18 protein-coding genes are annotated in these 23034 nt (G+C 42.3%); 11 read left to right on the top strand and 7 right to left on the bottom strand.

Features of this window, described 5'->3' with window-relative positions:
• Nucleotides 1-142 precede the first annotated feature (142 nt).
• The 8 genes from H148_RS0113755 (at nucleotide 143) to H148_RS0113715 (ending at nucleotide 10771) form a co-directional block, all read left to right on the top strand.
• Nucleotides 143-715 carry a WcaF family extracellular polysaccharide biosynthesis acetyltransferase gene (locus H148_RS0113755; RefSeq protein ID WP_029035316.1) on the top strand — a complete coding sequence of 191 codons (573 nt, stop codon included), beginning with the start codon at nucleotides 143-145 and terminating at the stop codon, nucleotides 713-715.
• A 390-nt stretch (nucleotides 716-1105) separates the two neighbouring features.
• Nucleotides 1106-1855, top strand: a complete 750-nt coding sequence (locus H148_RS0113750; RefSeq protein ID WP_029035315.1) for a glycosyltransferase family 2 protein — start codon at nucleotides 1106-1108, stop codon at nucleotides 1853-1855.
• Nucleotides 1856-2003: 148 nt separating this feature from the next.
• A complete protein-coding gene (locus tag H148_RS17960; protein ID WP_083961675.1) occupies nucleotides 2004-3161 on the top strand; it encodes an MraY family glycosyltransferase in 1158 nt (385 codons plus the stop codon).
• Nucleotides 3162-3340: 179 nt separating this feature from the next.
• The gene (locus tag H148_RS0113740) at nucleotides 3341-4117 is read left to right on the top strand and encodes a polysaccharide biosynthesis/export family protein (protein WP_029035314.1); all 777 of its coding nucleotides are present in this window, start codon (nucleotides 3341-3343) and stop codon (nucleotides 4115-4117) included.
• Nucleotide 4118: 1 nt separating this feature from the next.
• Entirely contained in the window at nucleotides 4119-6515 is a 2397-nt protein-coding gene (locus H148_RS17955) for a GumC family protein (RefSeq protein WP_037325248.1), read from the top strand.
• 565 nt (nucleotides 6516-7080) lie between these two features.
• Nucleotides 7081-7374 carry a GIY-YIG nuclease family protein gene (locus tag H148_RS0113730; RefSeq protein WP_029035313.1) on the top strand — a complete coding sequence of 98 codons (294 nt, stop codon included), beginning with the start codon at nucleotides 7081-7083 and terminating at the stop codon, nucleotides 7372-7374.
• A gap of 500 nt (nucleotides 7375-7874) precedes the next feature.
• A complete protein-coding gene (locus tag H148_RS0113725) occupies nucleotides 7875-9326 on the top strand; it encodes a capsule assembly Wzi family protein (protein WP_051286472.1) in 1452 nt (483 codons plus the stop codon).
• Between the two features lie 182 nt (nucleotides 9327-9508).
• Entirely contained in the window at nucleotides 9509-10771 is a 1263-nt protein-coding gene (locus H148_RS0113715; RefSeq protein ID WP_029035311.1) for a capsule assembly Wzi family protein, read from the top strand.
• A 597-nt stretch (nucleotides 10772-11368) separates the two neighbouring features.
• On the opposite strand, the gene H148_RS17950 is transcribed toward H148_RS0113715, so the two are convergent.
• Nucleotides 11369-12346 (bottom strand): NAD-dependent epimerase/dehydratase family protein, encoded by a 978-nt coding sequence (locus H148_RS17950; protein ID WP_051286470.1) that lies wholly within the window; start codon nucleotides 12344-12346, stop codon nucleotides 11369-11371.
• 91 nt (nucleotides 12347-12437) lie between these two features.
• Here H148_RS17950 and H148_RS0113705 point away from each other — a divergent pair, with 91 nt between their 5' ends.
• The 3 genes from H148_RS0113705 to H148_RS0113695 are packed head-to-tail and all read left to right on the top strand — an operon-like array spanning nucleotide 12438 to nucleotide 15370.
• A complete protein-coding gene (locus H148_RS0113705) occupies nucleotides 12438-13154 on the top strand; it encodes a glycosyltransferase (RefSeq protein ID WP_029035310.1) in 717 nt (238 codons plus the stop codon).
• Entirely contained in the window at nucleotides 13147-13776 is a 630-nt protein-coding gene (locus tag H148_RS0113700) for a lipid-A-disaccharide synthase N-terminal domain-containing protein (protein WP_029035309.1), read from the top strand. The genes H148_RS0113705 and H148_RS0113700 overlap by 8 nt, the downstream gene beginning before the upstream one ends.
• Nucleotides 13763-15370, top strand: coding sequence for an ArnT family glycosyltransferase (locus H148_RS0113695; RefSeq protein ID WP_029035308.1), 1608 nt, complete (start codon nucleotides 13763-13765; stop codon nucleotides 15368-15370). Before H148_RS0113700 ends, H148_RS0113695 begins: the two co-directional genes overlap by 14 nt.
• 551 nt (nucleotides 15371-15921) lie before the next feature.
• Here H148_RS0113695 and kynU read toward each other — a convergent pair.
• From kynU to H148_RS0113660, 6 genes are all read right to left on the bottom strand, one after another.
• Complete coding sequence (gene kynU, locus H148_RS0113690) at nucleotides 15922-17181, bottom strand: kynureninase (RefSeq protein ID WP_029035307.1); 1260 nt, start codon at nucleotides 17179-17181, stop codon at nucleotides 15922-15924.
• A 251-nt stretch (nucleotides 17182-17432) separates the two neighbouring features.
• Nucleotides 17433-17789 carry a four helix bundle protein gene (locus H148_RS0113685; RefSeq protein ID WP_029035306.1) on the bottom strand — a complete coding sequence of 119 codons (357 nt, stop codon included), beginning with the start codon at nucleotides 17787-17789 and terminating at the stop codon, nucleotides 17433-17435.
• A gap of 130 nt (nucleotides 17790-17919) precedes the next feature.
• Nucleotides 17920-18573, bottom strand: a complete 654-nt coding sequence (locus tag H148_RS0113680) for an O-methyltransferase (RefSeq protein ID WP_029035305.1) — start codon at nucleotides 18571-18573, stop codon at nucleotides 17920-17922.
• A gap of 389 nt (nucleotides 18574-18962) precedes the next feature.
• Entirely contained in the window at nucleotides 18963-19244 is a 282-nt protein-coding gene (locus H148_RS0113675) for a Sec-independent protein translocase subunit TatA/TatB (RefSeq protein WP_029035304.1), read from the bottom strand.
• Nucleotides 19245-19748: 504 nt separating this feature from the next.
• Entirely contained in the window at nucleotides 19749-22058 is a 2310-nt protein-coding gene (locus H148_RS0113665) for a M1 family metallopeptidase (protein WP_029035302.1), read from the bottom strand.
• A gap of 56 nt (nucleotides 22059-22114) precedes the next feature.
• Nucleotides 22115-22618, bottom strand: coding sequence for a DUF6702 family protein (locus tag H148_RS0113660; protein ID WP_029035301.1), 504 nt, complete (start codon nucleotides 22616-22618; stop codon nucleotides 22115-22117).
• Nucleotides 22619-23034: the final 416 nt, after the last annotated feature.

The following is a 23034-nucleotide window of genomic DNA, read 5'->3' as shown; positions in this document are numbered from 1 at the left end:
ACGGTTTTGGCAATCGGGAGCAGAAAGTGGAATGCTCAATTTGGAAGCATTTGGCCTTCAGTTCGAGTGCTGGCACAACTGCAGAGCAGGTGGGACAGTGTATCGAGAACAGGCCAAAATCAATTCGAAGAATTATAACTTAATGAAAACAGATCTTTCTAAATACGACAACAGCTGGTACCAACCCGGGAGTAAATTGAAAACATCTTTTTGGTATTTCATTAATGTGCTGTTTTTTCTGAATCCACTCAACCCGGTTTCGGGAATTAAGGTGAAGCTATTGAGATTATTTGGGGCTAAGATTGGTGAAGGTGTTGTTATAAAGCCAGGCGTAAATATCAAATATCCCTGCAAGCTTGAGATCGGTAACCACAGTTGGATAGGAGAAAAGGTGTGGATCGACAACCTGGGGCAGGTAAGCATAGGCAACAATGTATGCATTTCTCAGGGAGCCATGCTGCTTTGCGGGAATCACAACTACAAAGAGCCAACTTTTGATTTGATCGTGAAGGATATTGTTTTGGAGGACGGGGTATGGATCGGAGCGCAAAGTGTGGTTTGTCCGGGAGTGATTTGCAGATCTCACAGTATACTGGCAGTGAACTCTGTGGCAACGAAAGATCTGGAGCCTTACAAGATCTACCAGGGAAATCCTGCAGTTGAAGTGAGAGAGCGGGTGATTGGAGATGGGATTGCCACGCCGGCTGTGAAGTGAAAATCAAATCACAAGCACCAAATTCCAAGACCATTTTTTTTCAATAAAAGACAAAGAATTAGTAAAACTGCCTATTCTCGATACATTTTCCTCATTTGCACAGCAAATAAAGAAAACACTCGAATTGACGGCATTCGTGAATTGGCGGCTAAATGGCAGCAAGAAATAGAGTAAATGACGAGGGGGCAGATTGCCACGTCGGCTAGCACCTTTTCTAAACAATAAATTTTCACGAGTTATCAGAACAGTAGTTTTTAATATCCAGCCCTTGTTCTCGATACGATCCCGACCGTCAGTTCGAGTGCTTTCACAACTGCAAAGCAGTTGTGGAAAGTGTATCGAGAACAGGCCGGGATCACTCGAACTGACGGGCACTAAGATTAAATAAAAATGAAAATTTCAATAATAACCGCAACCTACAACTCTGAAGCAAGTATAGGTTCTGCCCTGCAATCCATTGCTGAACAAAATTACAAGAACGTGGAAGTGCTTTTAATCGACGGCAAATCAAAGGACAACACCATAGAGGTGTCAAAAAAGGCATTTTCGGGAGAGCTTAAAATTATTTCCGAAAAAGACCGGGGAATTTATGATGCTTTGAACAAAGGTATTTACCATGCCACCGGAGACATCATTGGCTTTGTTCATTCAGATGATCTCTTGGCTTCAGCAGATGTGCTTCCTGAATTAGCTAAAGCTTTTGAAGAAACGGGAGCTGACGGTGTTTATGGAGATTTGCAATATGTAAGCAAAGAAAATACTTCACAAGTTATCCGCTACTGGAAAAGTGAAGACTTTACAGCTTCCCTGTTAACCCGGGGTTGGATGCCTGCCCATCCCAGCCTATTTCTTAAAAAAGAAGTGTATGAAAAACACGGCTGTTTTGACTTAAATTATTCTATTGCCGCGGATTATGATTTTATGCTGAGAATCTTACAAGATCCTGATCTCAAATTCTCGTACCTGCCAAAGGTGATCACCAAAATGAGAGTCGGTGGTGCCAGTAACCGCAGCATCAAAAATATTGTTCAAAAATCCGCAGAGGATTATAGAGCCCTTTCAAAAAACAAGATCCCAAACCCGGCAAGAGTGCTGGCAATGAAGAACCTTAGTAAGATCTCGCAGTTTGTGAAAAAATAGCTATTGGCTATTGGCCGTTAGCTGTTGGCTGGAGCTAGAAGAAACCAAAGGCTAATAGCTAAAGGCTAATGGCTCAACCAAGAAAAAACAACATACATTATACATTCTTCAGGTCGTCCCCTACCCGACCTACTAACCTCCAACAATTATGAACATTCTCGATCAAGAAGTAATTCTGGAATTTTTTCGCGACAATTATATGTGGTTCGTGACCTGTGTATTCCTGGGAACCTTTGGGCTCACCTATTACCTTATCCCTAAAGTGCTGTGGGTGACTAAAGAGAAGAACCTAATGGCACATGTAAACGACCGCAGCTCTCATGCCAGTGCTGTGCCTTCTTTTGGAGGGGTAGCTTTTTACATCTCCATTATCATGGTACTGTCCATCCTGCAGAGTATGAGGCTCACGTATATTGGAAACCACCTGATCGCAGCGATCACCATTCTCTTCATGGTGGGTCTTAAAGATGATCTGGTGATTTCCACAGCCCGGGTAAAGTTATTTGGACAGGCGGTGGCTGCAATGTTCCTCATATTTTCGCCCGAAATGGCCCAAAATACACTCCACGGCTTTTTAGGTATTTATGAGATCCCCTTGTGGGCAGGATATGTTATTAAAACTTTTCTGGTAGTAGCTTTAATAAATGCCTTTAACCTTATTGATGGTATCGATGGCCTCGCCGCCATAGTAGGTATTGTGATCAGCTCCGTATATGCTTATATCTTCTATCTCTCTTTCCAACCTTACTATGTATTGATCAGCATAAGTATAGCCGGGATCCTTGCAGCGTTTTTAAGATATAATTTCTCCAGGGGGGCAAACAAGATCTTCATGGGAGATTCCGGCAGCCTGGTAATAGGTCTGATGCTTGCTTTTTTAAGTCTGAAATTCCTGGTAATGGAACCTCATACTGAAATACTTGATGCAGGTTATGATCCGGGAAACCGCCTGTTGTTTCTGGCCTGTCTCCTGTTTATTCCTGCATTTGATACCCTGCGGGTGATGATCCTCCGGAAGATGGGTGGTACTTCAATGTTCACGGCAGACCGCAACCATATGCATCATGTGCTGCTCGATCTTGGCCTGCCCCACTGGAAAGCCAGCCTTGGCATAGGCCTCCTTAACTTGATCGTGATATGGACCTTCTTTTACTTTGCAAATAAGCTCCCCCAGGCCTGGTTATTCTTCCTGGTGGTCCTTCTTTATTCTTCCAGTTTCCTACTTTTTATGAGGCTAAAGAAGTTGAGTAGTAAAACCGCCAGACAAACCATCCGTCGATCTGAATTCAGCATGGACTCAAAATGAATGGTTAAAATCTAAGGAATAAGGATTAATCGTTTTCACAGATTATCCCGGTCATACTGACCACTGACCACTAGAAAATGATCATTGTTAATTGCGTGATTGTTCCCTGTTAATTGTTAACTCTTTAATTGTTAATTGTTTCTTAAACAATTATCTTCGCCCTCTTATTAAAAAACTGCATGAAATTTCCTTTACCCTATACGTTTTTTATTGGAGCATTGGCCCTCCTAATCAGTACTTCCTGTGTATCCCGAAAAAAGATCGCCTACTTCCAGGGGATTGAAAATATTGAACAGTTGGAAACAGAGAGGAATGTGAAAATCCAGCCGGGAGATCTGCTAAGCATTATAGTTTCGGCACCTGAATTACAGGCCGCTCAACCCTTTAATAACTTTAGACCCATGCCGGGAATTGGACAGGGTTCAGGCGGAGGAAGTAATCAGGAGCCTCTTACGTATCTGGTAGGTGAGGACGGTGATATAGACTTTCCGACACTTGGAGAAATGGAGGTAACCGGAATGACCGGCAAGGAGCTGGAAAAAAAACTTAAAGATCAGCTTACCTCCTATTTGCAGGATCCTGTAGTAACCGTAAGGGTGGAGAATTTCCAAATCAGTATTCTTGGAGAAGTGGCCGGTCCCGGAACATTTCACATAGAGAACGATGATATCAGTTTACCTCAGGCTTTGGGCCTTGCCGGGGACATTACTCTTTCCGGAAAACGATCTAATGTCCTTGTAGTCCGGGAGGAAAACGGAACCAGAACTCATGCGTACCTTGATCTAACCGATGCAGCAGTCATTAATTCTCCTTTTTATTATCTAAAGCAAAATGACGTGGTATACGTAGAACCCATTGGTTCGAAGATCCAAACTACCGGCTGGCTTGGAACTACGGCAAGCTATTTGTCTATAGCTTCTGTAGCACTTTCACTAATATTCCTGTTTACAAAATAATATGGCACAGAATCAAAATAAGCCTGTAAGAGCTAATCCTGCCGGCGAAATTAACATAAGAGAAGAACTGGAGAAATACCTGCGCTACTGGCCGTGGTTCCTCCTGTGCGTCATTTTAGCACTCGGGCTGGCCTACCTGAAACTTCGCAGCACCACCCCGGTCTATGCTACAACCGCGACTATTATCATTAAAGATGGCAAGAACAGCCAGAATTCAGAAATGGCTGCTTTCGCGGAATTAGGTCTGCTTAACGGGATGAACAGCAACAGTATCCAGAATGAGATTGGCATCCTACGCTCCCGTCGTCTAATGGAAGAAGTGGTAAAAGCGCTGAATATCAATATCGTTTATTATGATGAGGAGCGGCTTAGAAATCCTGAACTTTATCAAAATACCCCGTTCCTTGTTAAGCCCTTGAGCCTGCAGGAGAGCGTACAACAGTCGGGTGCGGGATTACGCATTTCTTATCTCGGAAACAATGAACTTCAGGTGATGAGGCTTGCCGACGGTAAGACCTTTAAAACGGAATTCGGAGCCCCTGTGGATCTTGGCTTCGGAAAAATTCTGGTTGTAAGAAATAGGTTTGCTGCTGAAGGAAGTCTTCAGGAAGACCGGCCGATCCTGGTAAATCTTGTTCCCACCGAAAGAGTGGCCAGTGCATACAGAAATGAATTGGCTGTACGAATTAAAGAAGCTAACTCCAGTCTGATTGAACTTGCTCTGAATGACGCTGTACGTCCTAAAGCTGAAGATATACTTGACCAACTGGTACTGGAATACAATCGAGAAGCCATTGAAGACAAGAACCTGGTGGCAATGAACACTGCCGAATTTATTGATGAACGGCTGGCTATCATCAATGAAGAACTGGATTCGGTGGAGACCGGAAAGGTAGAATTTAAAGAAGATAACCGGCTTACCAGCATAGAGGCAGAATCTCAGCTTTTTATGACCAGCGCCAGCGACTTCAAGAGACGTCAACAGGAACTGGATACGCAGATCGAACTGGTAAATGCTATGACAGCATATTTACGCTCCAGTAGTATTGAGGATCTTTTGCCGGCCAATTTGGGTATCGAAGAAACAGCTGTTAATACTTCTATTGCAGCATACAACGAACTCGTCCTGGAACGGAATCGCGTCCTTAGCGGGTCGACCGAAAGGAACCCGGTGGTGGTGAAACTGAACCGGCAATTGGAGGAACTAAGGGCAAACGTCCTGCAAAGTTTGAATCGCCTGGAGGCCAACCTGGAAATAGCTGAATCAAATCTTAACAGGGAAGCCGCTGCCATAGGTTCACAGATCGCGGCAGTTCCCTCACAGGAAAAACAATTCAGAGGTATTGAACGTCAGCAACAGATCAAGGAAACCCTTTACTTGTTTCTGCTTCAAAAGAGGGAAGAAAATTCCCTTTCGCTGGCAGTCACGGCCCCAAAGGCAAAGATTGTTGACAGTGCTTTCAGTTCTGCTGTTCCTATTTCTCCAAATCCCCGCAGCACTTATCTTACTGCACTTCTTTTAGGGCTGGGAATCCCCTTTGCCTTTATCTACAGCAAAAATCTACTGAACAACAAGATCAGTAGCAGGAAAGATCTGGAAAGTCTGGTAAATGACATACCGGTAGTTGGAGAAATCCCGAAGATCGGAAAAGGAATGAACGATCTTATCGAAAAGAACGATCGTTCTGTGCTGGCAGAATCCTTCAGGATTCTCCATACAAACCTGCAGTACCTGCTGGTGAATTCCGTAGGCAAAGCTAATGGGATCAGCATCATTGTAACTTCCACTATTAAAGGGGAAGGAAAAACTTTTACAGCATTTAACCTGGCCACAACCCTTGCTAATACAGGCAAAAAAGTTATTGTAGTAGGAGGAGATCTAAGAAATCCACAACTACAGCGATATGTTCCTGAAAGCAAGACCTGGCTAGGGGTAAGTGATTATCTGGTAAACAATAGCCTTAATTTAAAAGAACTTATAAAAAAATCAAACATCAGTCCCGATCTGGACCTGCTTTCTTCAGGAAGCATTCCTCCAAATCCTTCTGAATTACTTAGACAGGAAAAGGCAAAGCAGATGTTCAAAGAACTGGAAAACATGTATGACTATGTGATCATAGACACGGCTCCTTCCATGCTGGTGGCAGACACCTTCCTCATCAACCAGTACGCAGATCTTACACTTTACGTAGTCCGTGCCGGCTACACCCAAAGAAAATTACTCGATTTTGCAGCTTCTGCCAAAAGAGACGGTAAATTGAGCGAAGTCAGTTTTGTCTTGAATAACGTAGAAGCCGCACAATTCGGTTATGGGAACAAGTATGGCTATTATTACACCTACGGCGAGGAACAGGGAGGATTCTGGAAAAGATTGAAGAACAGAGCTGCTTTCTGGTAAGCTGAAGTTCGAGTTACAAAGATAGAAGTACAAAGGTAGGAGCGCCGTCAGTTCGAGTTGTTTTTTCAAGGCCGTCATTTCGAGTGGTTTTTGCTGAGCGGTAGCGAAGGAAAAAATGTATCGAGAAGAAGGCCATCCTACCCCTTGTTCTCGATACGAATTTGGCCGTCAGTTCGAGTGCCGGTGACCGAACGGAAGTGAGGGCAACGGTGTATCGAGAACAGAGACGTCGAACTCTCCCCTTGTTCTCGATACAAATTTGGCCGTCAGTTCGAGTGATTTTACAACTGCGTTGAAGTTGTGAAATTGTATCGAGAACAGGCCAAATTCACTCGAACTGACGGGGAAAGAATAGCCGTCACTTCTACCACCCACCACTCCGAATCAGCCGTCAGTTCGAGTGATTTTCCAGAGCGGAAGCGAGGGGAAATTGTATCGAGAACAGAGGAGTCTCTGATTCCTTAGATCTCGATACAAATTTCAAAACCGGTTCTCAATACAATTCTGCAACTATCCAGTTGCAGAATCACTCGAACTGACGGTTTGGAATTTTACTCGAATAGACATGAAACTCAGTTACGTCTACATCCTCAAATGCACTGATGACACCTACTACACAGGTATTACTTCAAATCTTCAAAAGCGCCTTGTAGAACATCAATCTGCAAAATATCCGGAGAGTTATACAGCTAAGAGATTACCTGTAGAATTGGTTTTTTATGCAGAATTTACTGATATCAATATAGCCATCCTTCAGGAGAAACAAATTAAAAGCTGGTCCAGAGCTAAAAAGGAAGCAGCAATAGAAGGAAGATTTGAAGACCTTCCGAATCTGGCAAAGAAGAAGTTTAAAAAGTAGAATCCCTAGCCGTCAGTTCGAGTGATTTTCAAGAGCGAGAGCGAAGTAAAATATTATCGAGAACAGAGGGGTACTAAAGTAAGAAGTACAAAGGTAGAAGTTGTTTTTCCCATGGCCGTCACTTCGAGTGGTTTTTACTGAGAGGTAGCGAAGGAAAAAATGTATCGAGAAGAAGGCCATACTACCCCTTGTTCTCGATACAAATTTGGCCGTCAGTTCGAGTGATTTTACAACTGCGTTGCAGATGTAAAATTGTATCGAGAACAGGCCAAATTCAGTCGAACTGACCGGGTGCCGAATTGCCGTCAGTTCGAGTGCCGGTGACCAAAATAACAGAAAATAAAAGAGAGCAGTTGAAAAAGACCGACAAATACCTCAGTCAATAATTTGTAAATCAGCATCTATAACTTAAACTTCATTATTTTAAGAAATATTTCTTAGTTTCTCCAATAACCTTCCCAATTCTAAACTGTAATTTTGAAGTATCTAAAACCAACTCGATGAGATCACCCAAGCTGTTCTTTTACCTGTTCCTCTTTTTTGTCACTACAGGTTTTGCACAAATTGAAGAAAAAGACAAAGATCTTGGATACGAAGGAGAAATTCTTGACACCACTGAAACTTACCAGAGAGGAATTGACTACTCAGCCGTAGTGAATTTTAAAGGCATGGCCTCCACAGAGGATGAGTTGCCTTTTTGGATGCATCAAAACAAGGTGGGCCGGGTAAATCCTGACTCCAATATTTCCACATGGTTTACCGGAAAAGCCCTTACTTACCTGAACCTTGACAGTTTTATTGAAGCCGGAGTAGGATTAGTTTATCTGGATGGTACAAATGATGAATTTGCCATTGATGAACTTTATGCACATTACGAGTACAAATGGCTGCAGATCACTGCAGGGCAAAAGCACAAGCCAATCATGTACAATGGTTTAAGTGCAACAAATGAGAACATGCTGTGGTCCCTTAATCACCGGCCTCTACCGGGAATTGAAATTGGAACTAATCGTCCTGTATTTTTCTCTGGTAGTGATAATACTGCTGAACCAACGGGATTAGGTTTTGAAGCTTCCTGGGAAGAATACTTTATGGGAAAAGACAGGTATGTGGAAGGGGCAATGCTCCACCACAAAAATTTGCGCCTTGTATACCGGTTTAGCGAACAATGGGAGCTAAAAGCAGGTATCCACCACTTCGCGCAATGGGGCGGCAGTCCGGCAGGCGACGAATCTCAAAAACGTCCTTCTTCCTTCAGTGATTATCTTGAGGTGATCTCGGGACAGGGAGGAGAATCCGGGCTGGATCCAAATGCGGATGTTCTGGCAAATCACCTGGGAAGCTATGAGTTGTTTGTTTCAAAGAGATTTCCAAATTACAGGCTTCAGTTTATTTATAATCACATCTTTGAAGATTCCTGGGGCATGGGCTTCGGAAATTTCCCCGATGGTCGTTACGGCGTTTATTATGAGGATGTAGACACTGAACGTCTTTTCAATTCCTTCATTCTTGAATATTTCACCACCCGAAATCAGCGAAATCCGGAAGGCACCATTTCCAGACTTGAGTATTTCAGCCATGGAATTTATCGTTCAGGGTGGACCTACCAAAACAGAATAATTGGAGCCCCTTTCTTTACCGCTAATGAAGATGGCTTGGGAATATCCAATAATAAATTTTCTACCATTCATGTTGGTGCCGGCGGAAGGCTTCCTTTCGGGACATATAACCTGCCCTATAAATTACTCCTGAGCTATGACCATAGAGAAGGCTCCTGGACCAACTGGATCAATCCTAACGAGAATGTACTTCATGCTTATGCCACCGCCACAGTAATGGATCGTGCTTTTAAAGTCAACGTAGAAATAGGAGCCGATTTTGGCGCTGATGCCGGTTCGGCCTTTGGAGCAGGTCTGCATCTTGTTTATGAGATCGAACCCAGAGATTTTTAAATTATAATTTATAAGTTTAATGGCGGGTCTTTCTATTTCTGAAGGATCCGCTTTTTATATATTTTAAGTCTATTATTATTTCCTTTCATCTTTCTGTTCTGACTCTTCTTCCGGCTCTTCTCTTTGGCCTGAAAGCCCCTGCCCAGGAACTTCAGATTTCGGGAGAAGTGCAATTGCATTTAATGGGAGGTACGGGAGAAAATCTGCCTTTCTGGATGCATAGTAACAACCGGGGCCGAATTGGAAAAGAATCAAATCTTCTTGGGGTCACCTCCCTTCTTGCTGAATATTCCTTTTACAACGGAAGTACGCTAAGCATAGGAGCAGGAGTTTTTTCGGGAGATCAATTGCACAATGAAATAGCCGTTGACCAGGCTTATGTAGAATTTAAAAACAACTGGTTTAAAATTACCGCAGGTGCAAAACAACAGCCGGAGATCTACAATGGATTAAGTGGCACCAACAACTCTATTCTTCATTCTTTAAATGCTCGTCCCTTCCCTGGCCTAAAAGTGGCCACGGCTCATCCTTTAATGATAGTTCCCGGCATCGGTTTCGAAGCAGAATGGGCAGAATATCTATTGGAAGAAGATAGGTTGATCCCATGGACAAGAGTACACCAAAAGAGTCTTCATCTTGTTCTTCAGCCTTCAAATGATTGGGAGATCACAGCGGGGCTACTCCACTTTGCACAATGGGGAGGTACTTCTCCTGAATGGGGAGAACAGCCAGCCGGGCCGACAGATTACTTAAAGATCGTTACCGGCCGCCATGGAGGGGAAGCCGCTATAGAAACAGAGCGTCAAAATTCTTTGGGAAATCACCTGGGTTCCTGGGAGTTAAACGTAAGAAAACAATTTGAATTTTCATCGGTGGAGTTTATCTACAACAGCATCTTCGAAGATGGTTCCGGAAGTCGCCTGGCCAACTTCCCCGATGGCAGGTACGGCATCTTTTGGAAGAGTCGAGAAGAAGAAGGATTTCTTTCCGCTCTTATGTATGAATTCTATTATACCAAAGATCAGAGCCAGACCGGACCTCATCTTTATGACCAGTACTTCAACAGCTATCTCTATCGGTCAGGCTGGACATATCATGAAAAAGTAATTGGCGCACCTTTTTTCTTGTATGATAAGGAAGTTGATCAAATTATCAACAACAAGTTTATTGTGCATCATCTGGGCATCAGTGGTAATATTTTAACTCCCACTGACATTTACCCTTATCGTTTCCTGCTTTCCTATGCGCAAAATGAGGGAACCTATGGCAGATCTCTTTTCCCTTCAGGAGAAACTGAAAAAAAACTTTCCCTCCTCTTTCATACCCGCCTGTATAATAGTCTCTACGAAAATTTCCAGATCGATCTCCACGTCGCTGCTGATTACAGCAATATGGCTGTTCCCAATTATGCTGCAGGAGTGAGATTGAAGTACGAAATGCTTTAGAACCTGGACATCTCTGGAATACAAACTATTAGCCTTTAGCTATTGGCTTTAGCTTTTCTTTTGTCTGTTGCCGTTGGGGATTCTCCTGTCATCTCGACAGAGCATTTCTTTTGATAGAAAGAAAATGCGACGAGAGATCTAATTTCAGTATCAGACATCTAAAGATAAAAATTGATGGCCTTTGGTATTTAATTTTTTCTGCGAAAATCAGCGAAATCTGCGGGAAACTTTTGTTTTACCGGTTCCTATCCTTACAAAACAAATTCTCTCCGGGAGCTTCAGCTAAATACCTCGTGGACTTTGGGTGAAAATTTTTGTGGTCTCAAGAAAATTGGCATCTCCTTTTGTCATTCCGATGAAGGAGGAATCTCTCTGGTGCCCAAAAAGATTCTTCGCTCCGCAAAAGCTCCGCTCTGAATGACAAAATTTTCTGCGCCACTCTGCGAAATCAGCGGGAAAAAAGTTTTGACTCCTTTGCGCCAGCCTTTGCGCCCTTTGCGAGAAACAGTATTGAGAATTGAGTGCTGAGTATGAGATATCTGGTAGGAAATTGATCCTCCTCAACTTAAGATAAGCAGTAATGGCTGAAATTTTATGTCATACAAAAAGGCTTTCCGCGGATAAAATCTTATTCTCAATTGAAAATTCCTGATACCACTCAATTTGCTTTATTAATCCCTCCCGTAAAGTTGTAGCCGGATTATAATTCAGCAGCTTTCTGGCTTTTTCAATATTTGCACAGGTGCGGGATTGATCTCCGGCCCTTCTTGAGACAACCTCCAGGCGAATTTTGCGACCAAGTAATTCTTCAACCATGTTAATTCCCTCAATAGTCTTATGCTCCCCGGCTGCCCCTAAATTAATTATAGTTCCATCCAGGTTTTCGTATCTCAGGATGGCTTCATAAATTCCTTCCACTATATCTCCAACATAGGTAAAACTCCTTAAGTGCATTTCACTCCCCTCAAAGATCTTAAACGGCATATTAGTAAGTCCGCAGGCGATCAATTGAGCATAAAGCTTTTCCGGTCTCTCTCGTGGACCATAAACCGAAAACAAACGAAGTACTGAAGAAGATATTTTTCCTGAAAGACTCTGTTCTAAAATAAGTTTTTCTCCTGCCAGCTTGGTTTCACCGTAAATAGAAGCAGGATTGGGAACAGCATTTTCCGGGAAAGTTGCTTCAAGTCCATATACCGAAGACGTGGATATGAAAAAGAAATGTTTCAGATTGCGATTACTTAAGGCAAATTGAATGAGATTCTTGGTCGCTGTAATATTATTCGAATAGTAGTCATCAAAGCTACTACTGCCTGAAATTCCCGGTTGGGCGGCAAAATGCACGATAAAATCGAAATCTCTGTCCAGATTATGATAATGCTCTATCTCCCGAAGATCCATCTCTACTATTCTGCCACCTCTCAAAATAACTGCTTCAGCATTGGATCTTTTCTGCGCCACGTTATAATAATCGGAAAAATTATCAATACCCGTAACATCCATACCTGCAGAGAGCAATCTTTCCGCAGCATGAGATCCAAGGAACCCGGCTGCTCCCGTCACCAGTACTTTCATTAAAGTTAAATTTTAACTGCAAATTAACAATCTTTTATTCAGTTCAAAGGTTCTGAATAAAATAAAATACCTTTGCCTTCAGATTATTTAGATGGACTTTCAGCTCACCATTATAATTCCTCTTTACAACGAGGATGAGAATTTGCTCCGGCTTGAGGAGGAACTAATTTCCTATCTCAAAGAGGCCAGTGTTAATGTGTTTGTTCTGTTTGTCAATGACGGCTCAACGGACAGTAGCCTGTCAGTAATAAAACAAATCTCGCAGCGGAATAAAAATTTTGGATTTATCTCTTTTGATCAAAATTACGGACTAAGTGCAGCAATTAAAGCCGGAATAGATCACGCAACTACTCCTTTAATTGGTTACATGGATGCAGACCTGCAGACAAGTCCCGAAGATTTTGAGCTCCTGTTACCTTTTATAAAGGATAATGATCTGGTAACAGGAATGAGAGTAGATCGGCAGGATTCCAAAGTTAAGAAGATATCCTCCCGAATAGCGAACCATACACGCCGATTTTTTACAGATGACGGCATGGAAGACACCTGTTGCCCGCTCAAGATCATCAAGGCAGATTATGCTAAGAAGATCCCCATGTTTAGAGGTCTTCACAGGTTCTTACCTGCCATGGTGCTTCTGCAAGGTGGAAAAATAAAACAGGTTTCTATCCCGCATTATCCGAGGATGGCCGGGAAAGCAAAATTCAACTTCTTGAATCGTCTGGTCGATCCTTTCCTGGATTGCTTTGCCTATTTGTGGATGAAAAAAAATTACATCAATTACAAGATTAACCAGCAAAATGAGTAGCTGGCAAATTTTTACCCTGGGATTTGCAGCCCAACTGCTCTTCACCGGCAGATTTCTTTTTCAGTGGATTGCTTCTGAAAAGGCTAAAAAAGTTGTAACACCCTCTCTTTTCTGGAAGCTTTCTCTGCTGGGTTCCTTCCTTTTATTTCTTTACGGGGTGCTGCGGAATGACCCGGCCATTATTTTCGGGCAGGTTCTTATTTTTGGCATTTACATCCGAAACTTGCAACTACAGGGGGAATGGAAAAAGATATCTCGGCATTTCCGCTTTTTGATATTGGTGCTACCAATCATTACAATTATTTTTTTTAGCTTCAGCAGAAACCACACTTCTGAAGTTCTTTTTTTCAGAAATAATATTTCCAATTGGTTATTGATCCTTGGTTTTATTGGTCAGATAACTTTTGCACTGAGATTTGTGGTCCAATGGCTTTATTCTGAAAAGGTCAAAATTTCCATTCTCCCTTTGCCTTTTTGGATCCTTAGCATTACCGGAAGCGTTCTAATCCTCATCTACGCTGTTTTCAGAAAAGATCCTGTCTTATTTATAGGACACCTTGCCGGAATATTTATTTACATCCGTAATATTAATCTAAGCCGACACAATTATGCATCTGGATAGTAAGTATCTCTGGATCATAATTGGGGTATGGGCTGTAATTTTTCTTCCTCACCTTGATGTGCTTTATGTAAACATCATGGAGGCGCGTAATTTCATTACCGCCAGGGAAATGGTGAATGAAAACAACTGGTTTCTCACGACCCTGAATCTGGAACCGCGGTACGAAAAACCTCCCCTCCCAACCTGGGTCACTGCCATTAGCGGAATGTTATTTGGTTTCGGCAATTTTGCCCTCCGACTGCCTGCCGCACTTGTAACCCTGCTTCTTCTTATTTACTTTTACAGGTTCTCGCTTCTGTTGAAGTTGTCACCAAAACAGGGATTGATAGCCAGTCTTATCCTTGCGAGTTCTTTTTATACTGTTTTTATGGGCCGCAATGGGCAATGGGATATTTTCACCCATGCCTTCATGCTGGTAAGCATTTATTACCTGAGCAGGATTTTTGTATTTCCCGAAAAGGTCTGGAAAAATGCCATTTTTGGATCCCTATTCCTGGGATTTTCTATATTGAGTAAAGGGCCGGTATCGCTATATGCACTTCTACTCCCCTTTCTTATTTCTTTCGGCTTCGTCTATGGATTCGGAAATTTTTCAAAAGTCTGGAAACCTCTGCTTTTCTATATTTTCATCGGAATAATCCTGGGAAGTTCATGGTTTATTTATGTTCGGCTTGTAGATCCCGCCCCTTTTATGGAAATTACAACAAGGGAAGCTTCCCGGTGGACAAACTACAACGTGCGACCATTCTATTATTACTGGAGTTTCTTTACCCAAAGCGGAATCTGGACCATTCCGGCTTTTGTCGGCTTGCTATATCCTTATTTAAAGAACAGAGTATCAGATAAAAAAGCCTATAAATTTGCCATTTTCTGGACCTTATCGGCAGTAGTTCTTCTATCAGTCATTCCGGAAAAGAAATCCCGGTACCTTCTCCCGGTTTTAATTCCAATGGCTTTAAATACCGGCTTTTATATTGAATATCTTTTCAGACGATTCAAAGATTTGCCAATTAAAGAGAAATGGATCGTTTATTTTAACCACGGATTAATCGCTGCCCTGGGGATTTTTTTTCCGATTGCCAGATATTTTATTCTGAACCTTGACGGTCATTGGTTCTGGTATTTTGTCAGCTCCATCACCCTCTTCGGAATAGGTGCTGCTCTCATTTATTTCCTGAAAAAGCAGAATTATCCCATTGTTTTTTACCTCACCGTGGGATTCATCTGCGGAATCACGACCTTCGGTTTTCCCTTAGCTGAAGCATTTTTACATAATCCAAAATTCCGAAGCTATTCAGGTTTAAAGGAAGAATTAGAAAAACAGGATATTCCCCTTTACCTTTACGAAACCTCGAGTCCTGAATTAATTTGGGGTTATGGTGCTCCCATTCCGGTTCTCTTAAAAAATGAAACAGAACAGTTGAAAGGAGATTTTGCGTTGCTGGTAAAGACAGAAGACACTCTTATTCTGAATGATCTGGATTCTTACCAAATCAGATCTTCAGAAAGATACGACCTGAACCAGGTTTCTCCGGAAAAGTCAGGTTACAAGAATCGCCTCGTGAGGTGGTTTTATGTGTTGGAGAGGAAATAAGCCGTTGGCTTTTAGCTTTTAGCCGTTGGCTTGTGGTCATTAGCTCTTAGCCAACTTTTGTATTGTCATTGCGAGGGAGCTTTTTTAGCGATCGGGGCAATCTCTTTTTTAGCTATTGGCTGTTGATTTCTTTGTTATCAATTCCCTTTCCCCGTTTTGCCCTAGCCCTAAAGGGAACCGGGAAAAGCTTAATAGTATCTGCAAAGATTTGTGAGATCAGCGGGAAGTTTAAAGTACAATTGTAGGAGAACGAAGTTAGAAGTAAACTGCTTGAGATCTCTCGTCATTGCGCTCCACTCCCGTTCCGCGCAGCTCTTTCGGGATGACAAAGCACCATGATGATAGTAACGGCCTACGAAAAGTTGCCGTAAAATTTGAAGTGAAGACAGCGTAAAATTTTAGGCTGTTTGAGCCTCACGTAGTAAATCGTTCTTCGGCTGTTTCAGGCGAGTTCCTAAAATTTAGCTGTCGAACGATAAATTTAGGCGACTTTTAGTAAGCCTAGATTTTTTTGCTTCTTTTTTCATCAATGGAAAAAAGAAGGAGAACAATCAAAAGTAGTTTCTAATAATTTGTCCAAATTCAAACATGTCAGTGTACGAACAATAAAAAGGTGCCGGTGCCAGCCGTATAACATTCGGTTCCCGCCAGTCGATGATCACACCGTTCTGCATAAGATAATGGAAAAGCTCCTTACCCTGCCCATGCAGGAAAACAGAAAGCTGAGTTCCCCGCTCCTTGGGAGTAATGACCTCAAAATTCCCTCCGACTTCCTTAGCTATTTCCTGTAAAATAAATTCGAGGTAAGCCACGATCTTATTCCGCTTTTCGATCAAAGCGGACATTCCTACTTCTTCGAATAATTCAAGCGAAGCCAGGTAGGGCGCCAGGGCCAGAACAGGAGCATTTGAGATCTGCCAGGCGTTGGCATTTGGCTCCGGTTGAAATTCCGGTTCCATTAAAAACCGTCTTTCTTTATTGTGTCCCCACCAACCTTCAAACCGCGGAATATCCTTCTGTCCGTGATATTGTTCATGAACAAAGCAACCTGCAGCATTTCCGGGCCCCGAATTCATATATTTATAACTGCACCAGGCAGCAAAATCCACATTCCATTCATGCAACTTCAGTTCCACATTTCCTGCAGCATGCGCCAGGTCCCAGCCCACAAAAGCTCCTACCTCTTTTCCGGCTCTGGTAATGGTTTCCATATCCAGTACCTGCCCATTGTAGTAGTTTACCCCGCCCATTAAAACCAGGGCACATTCCTCCCCAACCTCTTTAATCTTTGCCCGGATATCTTCGGTCCTGAAAGAATGTTCTCCACTCCTCTTTTTCACCTCCACGATCGCCTCCTCAGGATCCAGCCCATGAAACCGGACCTGACTCGCCATCATATATTGGTCACTCGGAAAAGCTTTCTCTTCCATGACGATCTTATACCGTTGCTTCGTAGGCCGGTAAAAAGAAACCATTAATAAATGGAGGTTTACAGTCAGGGTATTCATGACCGTAACCTCAGCCGGTTTTGCTCCAACTACAGGAGCCAGCTTTTGGGCAAATCTTTCATGGTAATCCCACCAGGGCTTTTCTGCCTGAAAATGTCCTTCTACCGCCAGTTCAGCCCAGTCATTAATAATGTCATCCACAAATTTCTTTGCGTTCTTCGGTTGCAAACCAAGAGAATTACCGGTGAAGTAGATTACCTCTTTACCCTTGACTTTTGGGAAAAGGAATTGATCTTTATATGAGCGTAAAGGATCTTGTTGATCGAGATGTTGGGCGTATTCTTGAGTATTACGGAATTGCATTAGGAGATTTTTTTACCAAAAATAAGAAAGTAGGTTGAAAAAGCTATTGGCTATTGGCCATTAGCTGTTAGCTTTTTAAAAAGAGCTTTTAGCTGTTGGCCTTTAGCTATTGGCTTTCATTAAAAAGCTTTTGGTTATTGACTATTAGCTATTGACTATTATTTGAAAAAGATTAGCCGTTGGCTTTTAAAAGAGCTAACTCTCGTCTTACGCATGGATGCTACGCTTAGGCTAAAGGCTATAGGTTGTTTTTATCTTCCCTTGAGTTTTCCGTAGAGACTATTCAATCCTCTTTGGATTCCATGTAGTTCCTTGAGCTGTCGATCTAACTGCAGCTGATCCAAGTAGCCTACCTCTTTGCAAATAACTAAAAGAGTTTCTACTTCAAAAGCAGAACCAAGTGCAATTTCGGAAAAACGAGCAAAATCTTTTTCTGAAGCCCTGGAACAACCTTCTGCAATATTAGAAGGAATAGAAACACTTGCTCTTCGGATTTGACTTATTAATCCAAACTTTTCACTATCCGGTAAATCTATGGTAAGAATATACACACCCGCAGTAAAAGCTATTCCACTTTTCCATACCTCGTACTTTCTGAAATTTCTCATTTTCTAAAATGATTAAAAGTTAGGGTTTGAAGATATTTAATTTATGGTTAGCTTTTAAATCCGGCTGAAATAAGGCAAACGGCCAAAGGCTAATGGCCAATAGCTCCACAAGGCTTTAGTCTCAAAAGCTTCAGCTTAAAATTAATTTCCGCCGACTAATCGTAAGTCCGTCTCTAACAGGCAACATCACCGTCTCCAGCCTCTCATCTTCCGCTAACAATCTATTGTATTCCAGAAGGGCTTTTGTAGATTCATCATCTTCTCGCAATGGTTCCACCACTTTTCCACTCCAAAGCACATTATCTGAAAGGATTACACCCCCGGGGCTAAGCTTATCCATTATTTGCTGAAAGTAGTTAGGATAGTTTGGTTTATCTGCATCAATGAAGACCAGGTCGAAATCCTCTTTTAGAGTGGGAACGATTTCTGTAGCCTCGCCCAAATGTTGTACAATTTGTTCCTTCCAGGGAGAGGCGTCAAAATACCTTTTTTGGAGATCCATGAGTTCTTCATTAATGTCGATAGTATGCAAAACACCATCAGGCTTCATACCTTCTGCCAAACATAAAGCCGAATAGCCGGTGTAAGTGCCAATCTCCAGGATGTTCTGCGGATTTATCAACTTCGATAGCAGACTTAGTAACCGACCCTGGTAATGTCCGCTAAGCATTCTTGGCTGTAATACTTTCTGATTCGTCTCCCGGTTCAATTGCTGCAGCAGTTCCGGTTCTTTTGCGGAATGTTGAACTACATAATCGTCGATAGCTTGAGGGAGGAAATGCATTTGTAAGTATTGAGTAGTTAATATTGATTGAGATGGCAAAAGTACAACTTCTAAAAATCCAGAACCGAGAGACTAGAGCGAGGACTTTTTCTGCTAATATTTAAAATGAGCATCTAGTGTTTAGAAGGGATAAGATGGCGCCGATTTATAATCCGAATGGACATCAGAATAACATATGTCGTCCCTGGAGGAGTTCTATTACGAGATCAAATTTTATTTCTACTCATATTATTTCCCTAATGAAAATATTCTGAAGGAATATAAACAAGAATTAGAGCCACAATTAAATCTAAAGACAGAAACCCATTAATTCTTAACCACTAACTAATAACTACCTGGAATTTGGTGCTAATTAAACCGACAATTGTTAATTGATGATTGCAAAATGATCAGAATCTTCTTTTTACACTTCCCGTTAGCTCCTCGATCTCTTCTTTCACCTTATCCACTTCCTTTTTCACATCATCTCCTACCGAAGTGTCCATTCCATGTTTTTCAGCGCTGCGCATTACTTCCGACTTGATATCGTTCGTAGCATTCTTTATACTGCGCATACCCTTTCCAAGACCTTTGGCGATCTCGGGGATCTTATCGGCACCAAAGACCATCACAAGGATGAACATAATAAACGCCATTTCGGCACCGCTAATAAATAAAGGTAATGTCTGCATACGCTGCAAATATACTTACTATTCCATTCACTTAAAAAAGCGACCTGTTAAAAACCACCCCGCCCTGCGGGTACCTCTCCTGGAAAAGGAGGGGAATTGTTTGAGAGTTAAGACCGCCGCGCCTGCCCGTCCGGCAAGTGGGCTACAAGAAAGAAGAGCTCAGCCTGGATCTCGACAGCTTGCGCTCCCACCAATGGAGAGGAGAGGGGAATCAACCACTCCGTCCACCGCAGGGGGCCAAAGTGCCTTGGACCTCTGGATGCGGCAGGATAACACTGAGTAAGAAGGGTAGCATTTGAAATTATGTATAAATAAAAAAGTTCCCGCAAAACGGGAACTTTTTTTGAATTATAATTTTTAAAACCAGGCCCTCCCGAAGGGAGGAAATCACCTTCAGGTGTTTCAACCTCAACCAGCACCCCTACGTTTTCAAGGAGGGGTGGCAGGCGATAGCATGACGGGGTGGTCTGGAGTCGAATCCCGTCGCAAAACGAAACTGTGTTCCTACCCCTGTGTCCTCTCTTTAAACTCCTGAAACTTATCAACCTCTGCCTGCTGTGGCCAGGAATTGTTGTCTACATTAACATCGGCAGTTTCAAGGTCTGGGTCTACCACGATTTTGATGATCTCCTTATCTGTAGCCAATGCTCTGCTTACCTGTTGATCGTTCTTTCTCCAGATTTGTGCAGGATAAGTTATTTTTTCGGAAGTACCATCAGCATAGGTATATTCAACAATAATTGGCATTACCAGTCCGCCCGGTTTGTTAAATGTCACCTGGTAAAAATACTTCGGCATTTTCATATCGGCTCTTTGCTGCGGGGTGAAATTATCCATGAGGTACTCATTCAGAGTTGGTGCATTTTCAGCAGGAGTTTTTCCTTTCATGCTCGAATCGAATTCTTCACTACCTTCTTCCACAACATAGACGAGATCCATAGAAGAGGGATCCTCTACCCCGTAACGCTCAAGCAATTCTGCACCCTCTTTAGTAGGTTTATCTGTCACGTGAAATTTCTTTACTTCTTCTACACCAATATCTACATAATCTGTAGTGTAAAACCAGCCTCTCCAGAACCAGTCAAGGTCAACAGCCGAGGCATCTTCCATAGTCCTGAAAAAATCTTCAGGTGTTGGATGCTTAAACATCCATCTTTGGGCATAGGTTTTAAACGCATAGTCAAAAAGCTCTTTGCCCATCACTGTTTCTCTCAGAATATTCAATGCAGTTGCAGGCTTCCCGTAGGCGTTATTCCCCAGCTGATAAACATTTTCGGGATTTGACATGATCGGGGCAATATATTTCTGGTCTCCCTTCATGTAATTCACAATTTTGGAAGGCTCACCTCTTCTTGAAGGATAACTGGTGTTTGGCGCGATATCCTCGGGATATTTTTCTCCGTACTCCTGCTCTGCCACATATTGCATAAAGGTATCAAGACCTTCATCCATCCATCCCCACTGGCGCTCATCTGAATTTACGATCATTGGGAAGAAATTATGTCCTACTTCATGAATGATCACGCTCATCATTCCGTACTTAACCCGGTCACTATAAGTTCCATCTTCATTTGGCCGACCATAGTTCCAGGAGATCATAGGATATTCCATCCCCTGATTCTTCGCGTGAACCGAAATAGACTTGGGATAAGGATATTCAAAAGTATGATCTGAAAAAGATTGCAAAGCATGAGCCACTACTTTAGTGGAATATTCTTCCCACAGCGGATTTCCTTCTTTAGGATAGAGTGAAACTGCCATTGCATCTTTTTCCCCCAGATCAACCGCCATCATATCCCAGATGAATTTTCGGGAAGTGGCAAAAGCAAAATCCCTAACCATATCGGCTTTTAGCTTCCAGGTTTTCTTCTTATCAGAAAAACCTTTTTCGGCAGCTTCAGCCTCTTCCTGGGTTACAATCATTACAGGCTTGTCATAAGACTTCTTTGCCTGCTCGTACCGCTGCATCATTTCTTTAGAAAATACTTCCTTGCGGTTCACCAGTTCCCCGGTTCCGTCCAGAATATGATCTGCAGGTACAGTGATGTTCACCTCGTAATCCCCAAAAGGAAGAGCAAATTCTCCGTCTCCCCAGAATTGCATGTTCTGCCATCCCTCAACATCATTATAAACAGCCATTCTAGGAAAGAATTGCGCGATCACATACGCGTTGTTTCCATCTTCTGGAAAATGTTCAAAGCCCGAACGTGCCCTGTCGGTAACGTGATTATTGATATTGTACCACCATGCGATGTCAAAAGTATAACTTTCCCCTGCCTTTAATGGCTCCGGAAGGTCCACCCGCATCATCGTGTTGTTGATAACAGTCTCAAGAGGCTTGCCGTTGGCGCTTACTTCAGTAATATTAAAACCGCCATCAAAAGACTCTTCCATATATTCTGAAACAAAACTTCCCGGTTGTGTAACGGGAGGAATGCCATTTCCATCCTTAAGTTTAGCTACAGACTCTTTTGACCGAATGTTCTGGTCCAGCTGCACCCAAAGATACTCAAGATCATCGGGGGAATTATTATGATAAGTGATGGTCTCGCGCCCGGTTAACCGTTCATTGCGATCATCCAGCTCGATATCCATCTTATAATCGGCTTCATTTTGATAGTACGCCGGTCCCGGAGCTCCGCTACCGGTCCTATATTGATTCGGGGTTGACCATTCATGGTGTAATTGTCTAAATTTGTTCTCATTAACATGTCCCCCTTCCCTTTGCTCAGTTTGCTGTTCTGCCTCCTGTGCATAAACGCCGGCCGAAAACAGAATAAAAAAAGCCGCAAGGGCAGTTTTAATTGATCTCATATATATAATTTAAATTTAAGTTGCTAAAAATAATTGAATTCTGAAGCTTCACAATATTAATTACGGAATTTTAAAGTACCGTCCAGGGCATCCCGCATTAGCAGCAAACTTTTGATCGTTCCGTCATACTCCACCTTCACCACATTTTTTTGTTCCGGAAAAAGATCGGTCAGAACAGCATTTTTGACACTTATGTTTTCTAGCGGTTCCACGTCTTCCACTTCAAGGTATACCAGTAATTGATCTTTATCGTATTCTTTCCCGATATAATTGAACGTTCTCTCTTTTCCATTCACACTTACACCGAAATTGCTACGGAAGTATTTTTCAATGTACTCATCGGCTGCGGGATGTTCGTCTTCCTTTACCAGCGTCAGCTTATCACTATACCGGGTCTGCAGCAGATTTTCCATATCGTCTGTAAAGACATGAGAAATTATCTGAAGGGAATTTTTCTTTTCGTTGTACTCAATATCTGTCGCACTAACGTAAAACTTATGTACAGCAGAAAAAGCAAAGAGAGGCAATGCTGCCAAAAAAAGTAAAATATATTTTTTCATAGATTCGGTTATACCTGAAGGTGTCCTGTCAATAACAAAGACCGTTCCATTGCAGGTATAGCAAGTAAGACTAAAGGAATGGGGAAAGGTTTAAAAGCTGGTAATTGGTTAAATGGAAAAAGTTAATTAGAAGACACTGTAGCAAAGTGGAAAATACATGTTTTCTCACGTTACTGATTACGAGCAAAGGAAACTAAGTCTTTCGACCTGCCAAAGTTATATTAATGTGGAATCCAAATTAATAATCTTGTTCTGAAATCTATGACGATTAACTTTGGCAGGTTTCTCCCCCACAACGACTTAGATCACAACTCTATAGGTAATTTATTAAGGATCTGGTAACATAAGCACTTCGACTATTCCTCCCTACGGTCGGGCTCAGTGTGACAATCGTGAGTAAACTCTACGCCTTCGTG

Origin of the sequence: Salinimicrobium terrae DSM 17865 (assembly GCF_000424665.1) — a bacterium.
Taxonomy (GTDB): domain Bacteria; phylum Bacteroidota; class Bacteroidia; order Flavobacteriales; family Flavobacteriaceae; genus Salinimicrobium; species Salinimicrobium terrae.
Note: the sequence above shows the minus strand (reverse complement) of the source record. Positions and strands in the feature narration are given on the sequence as shown.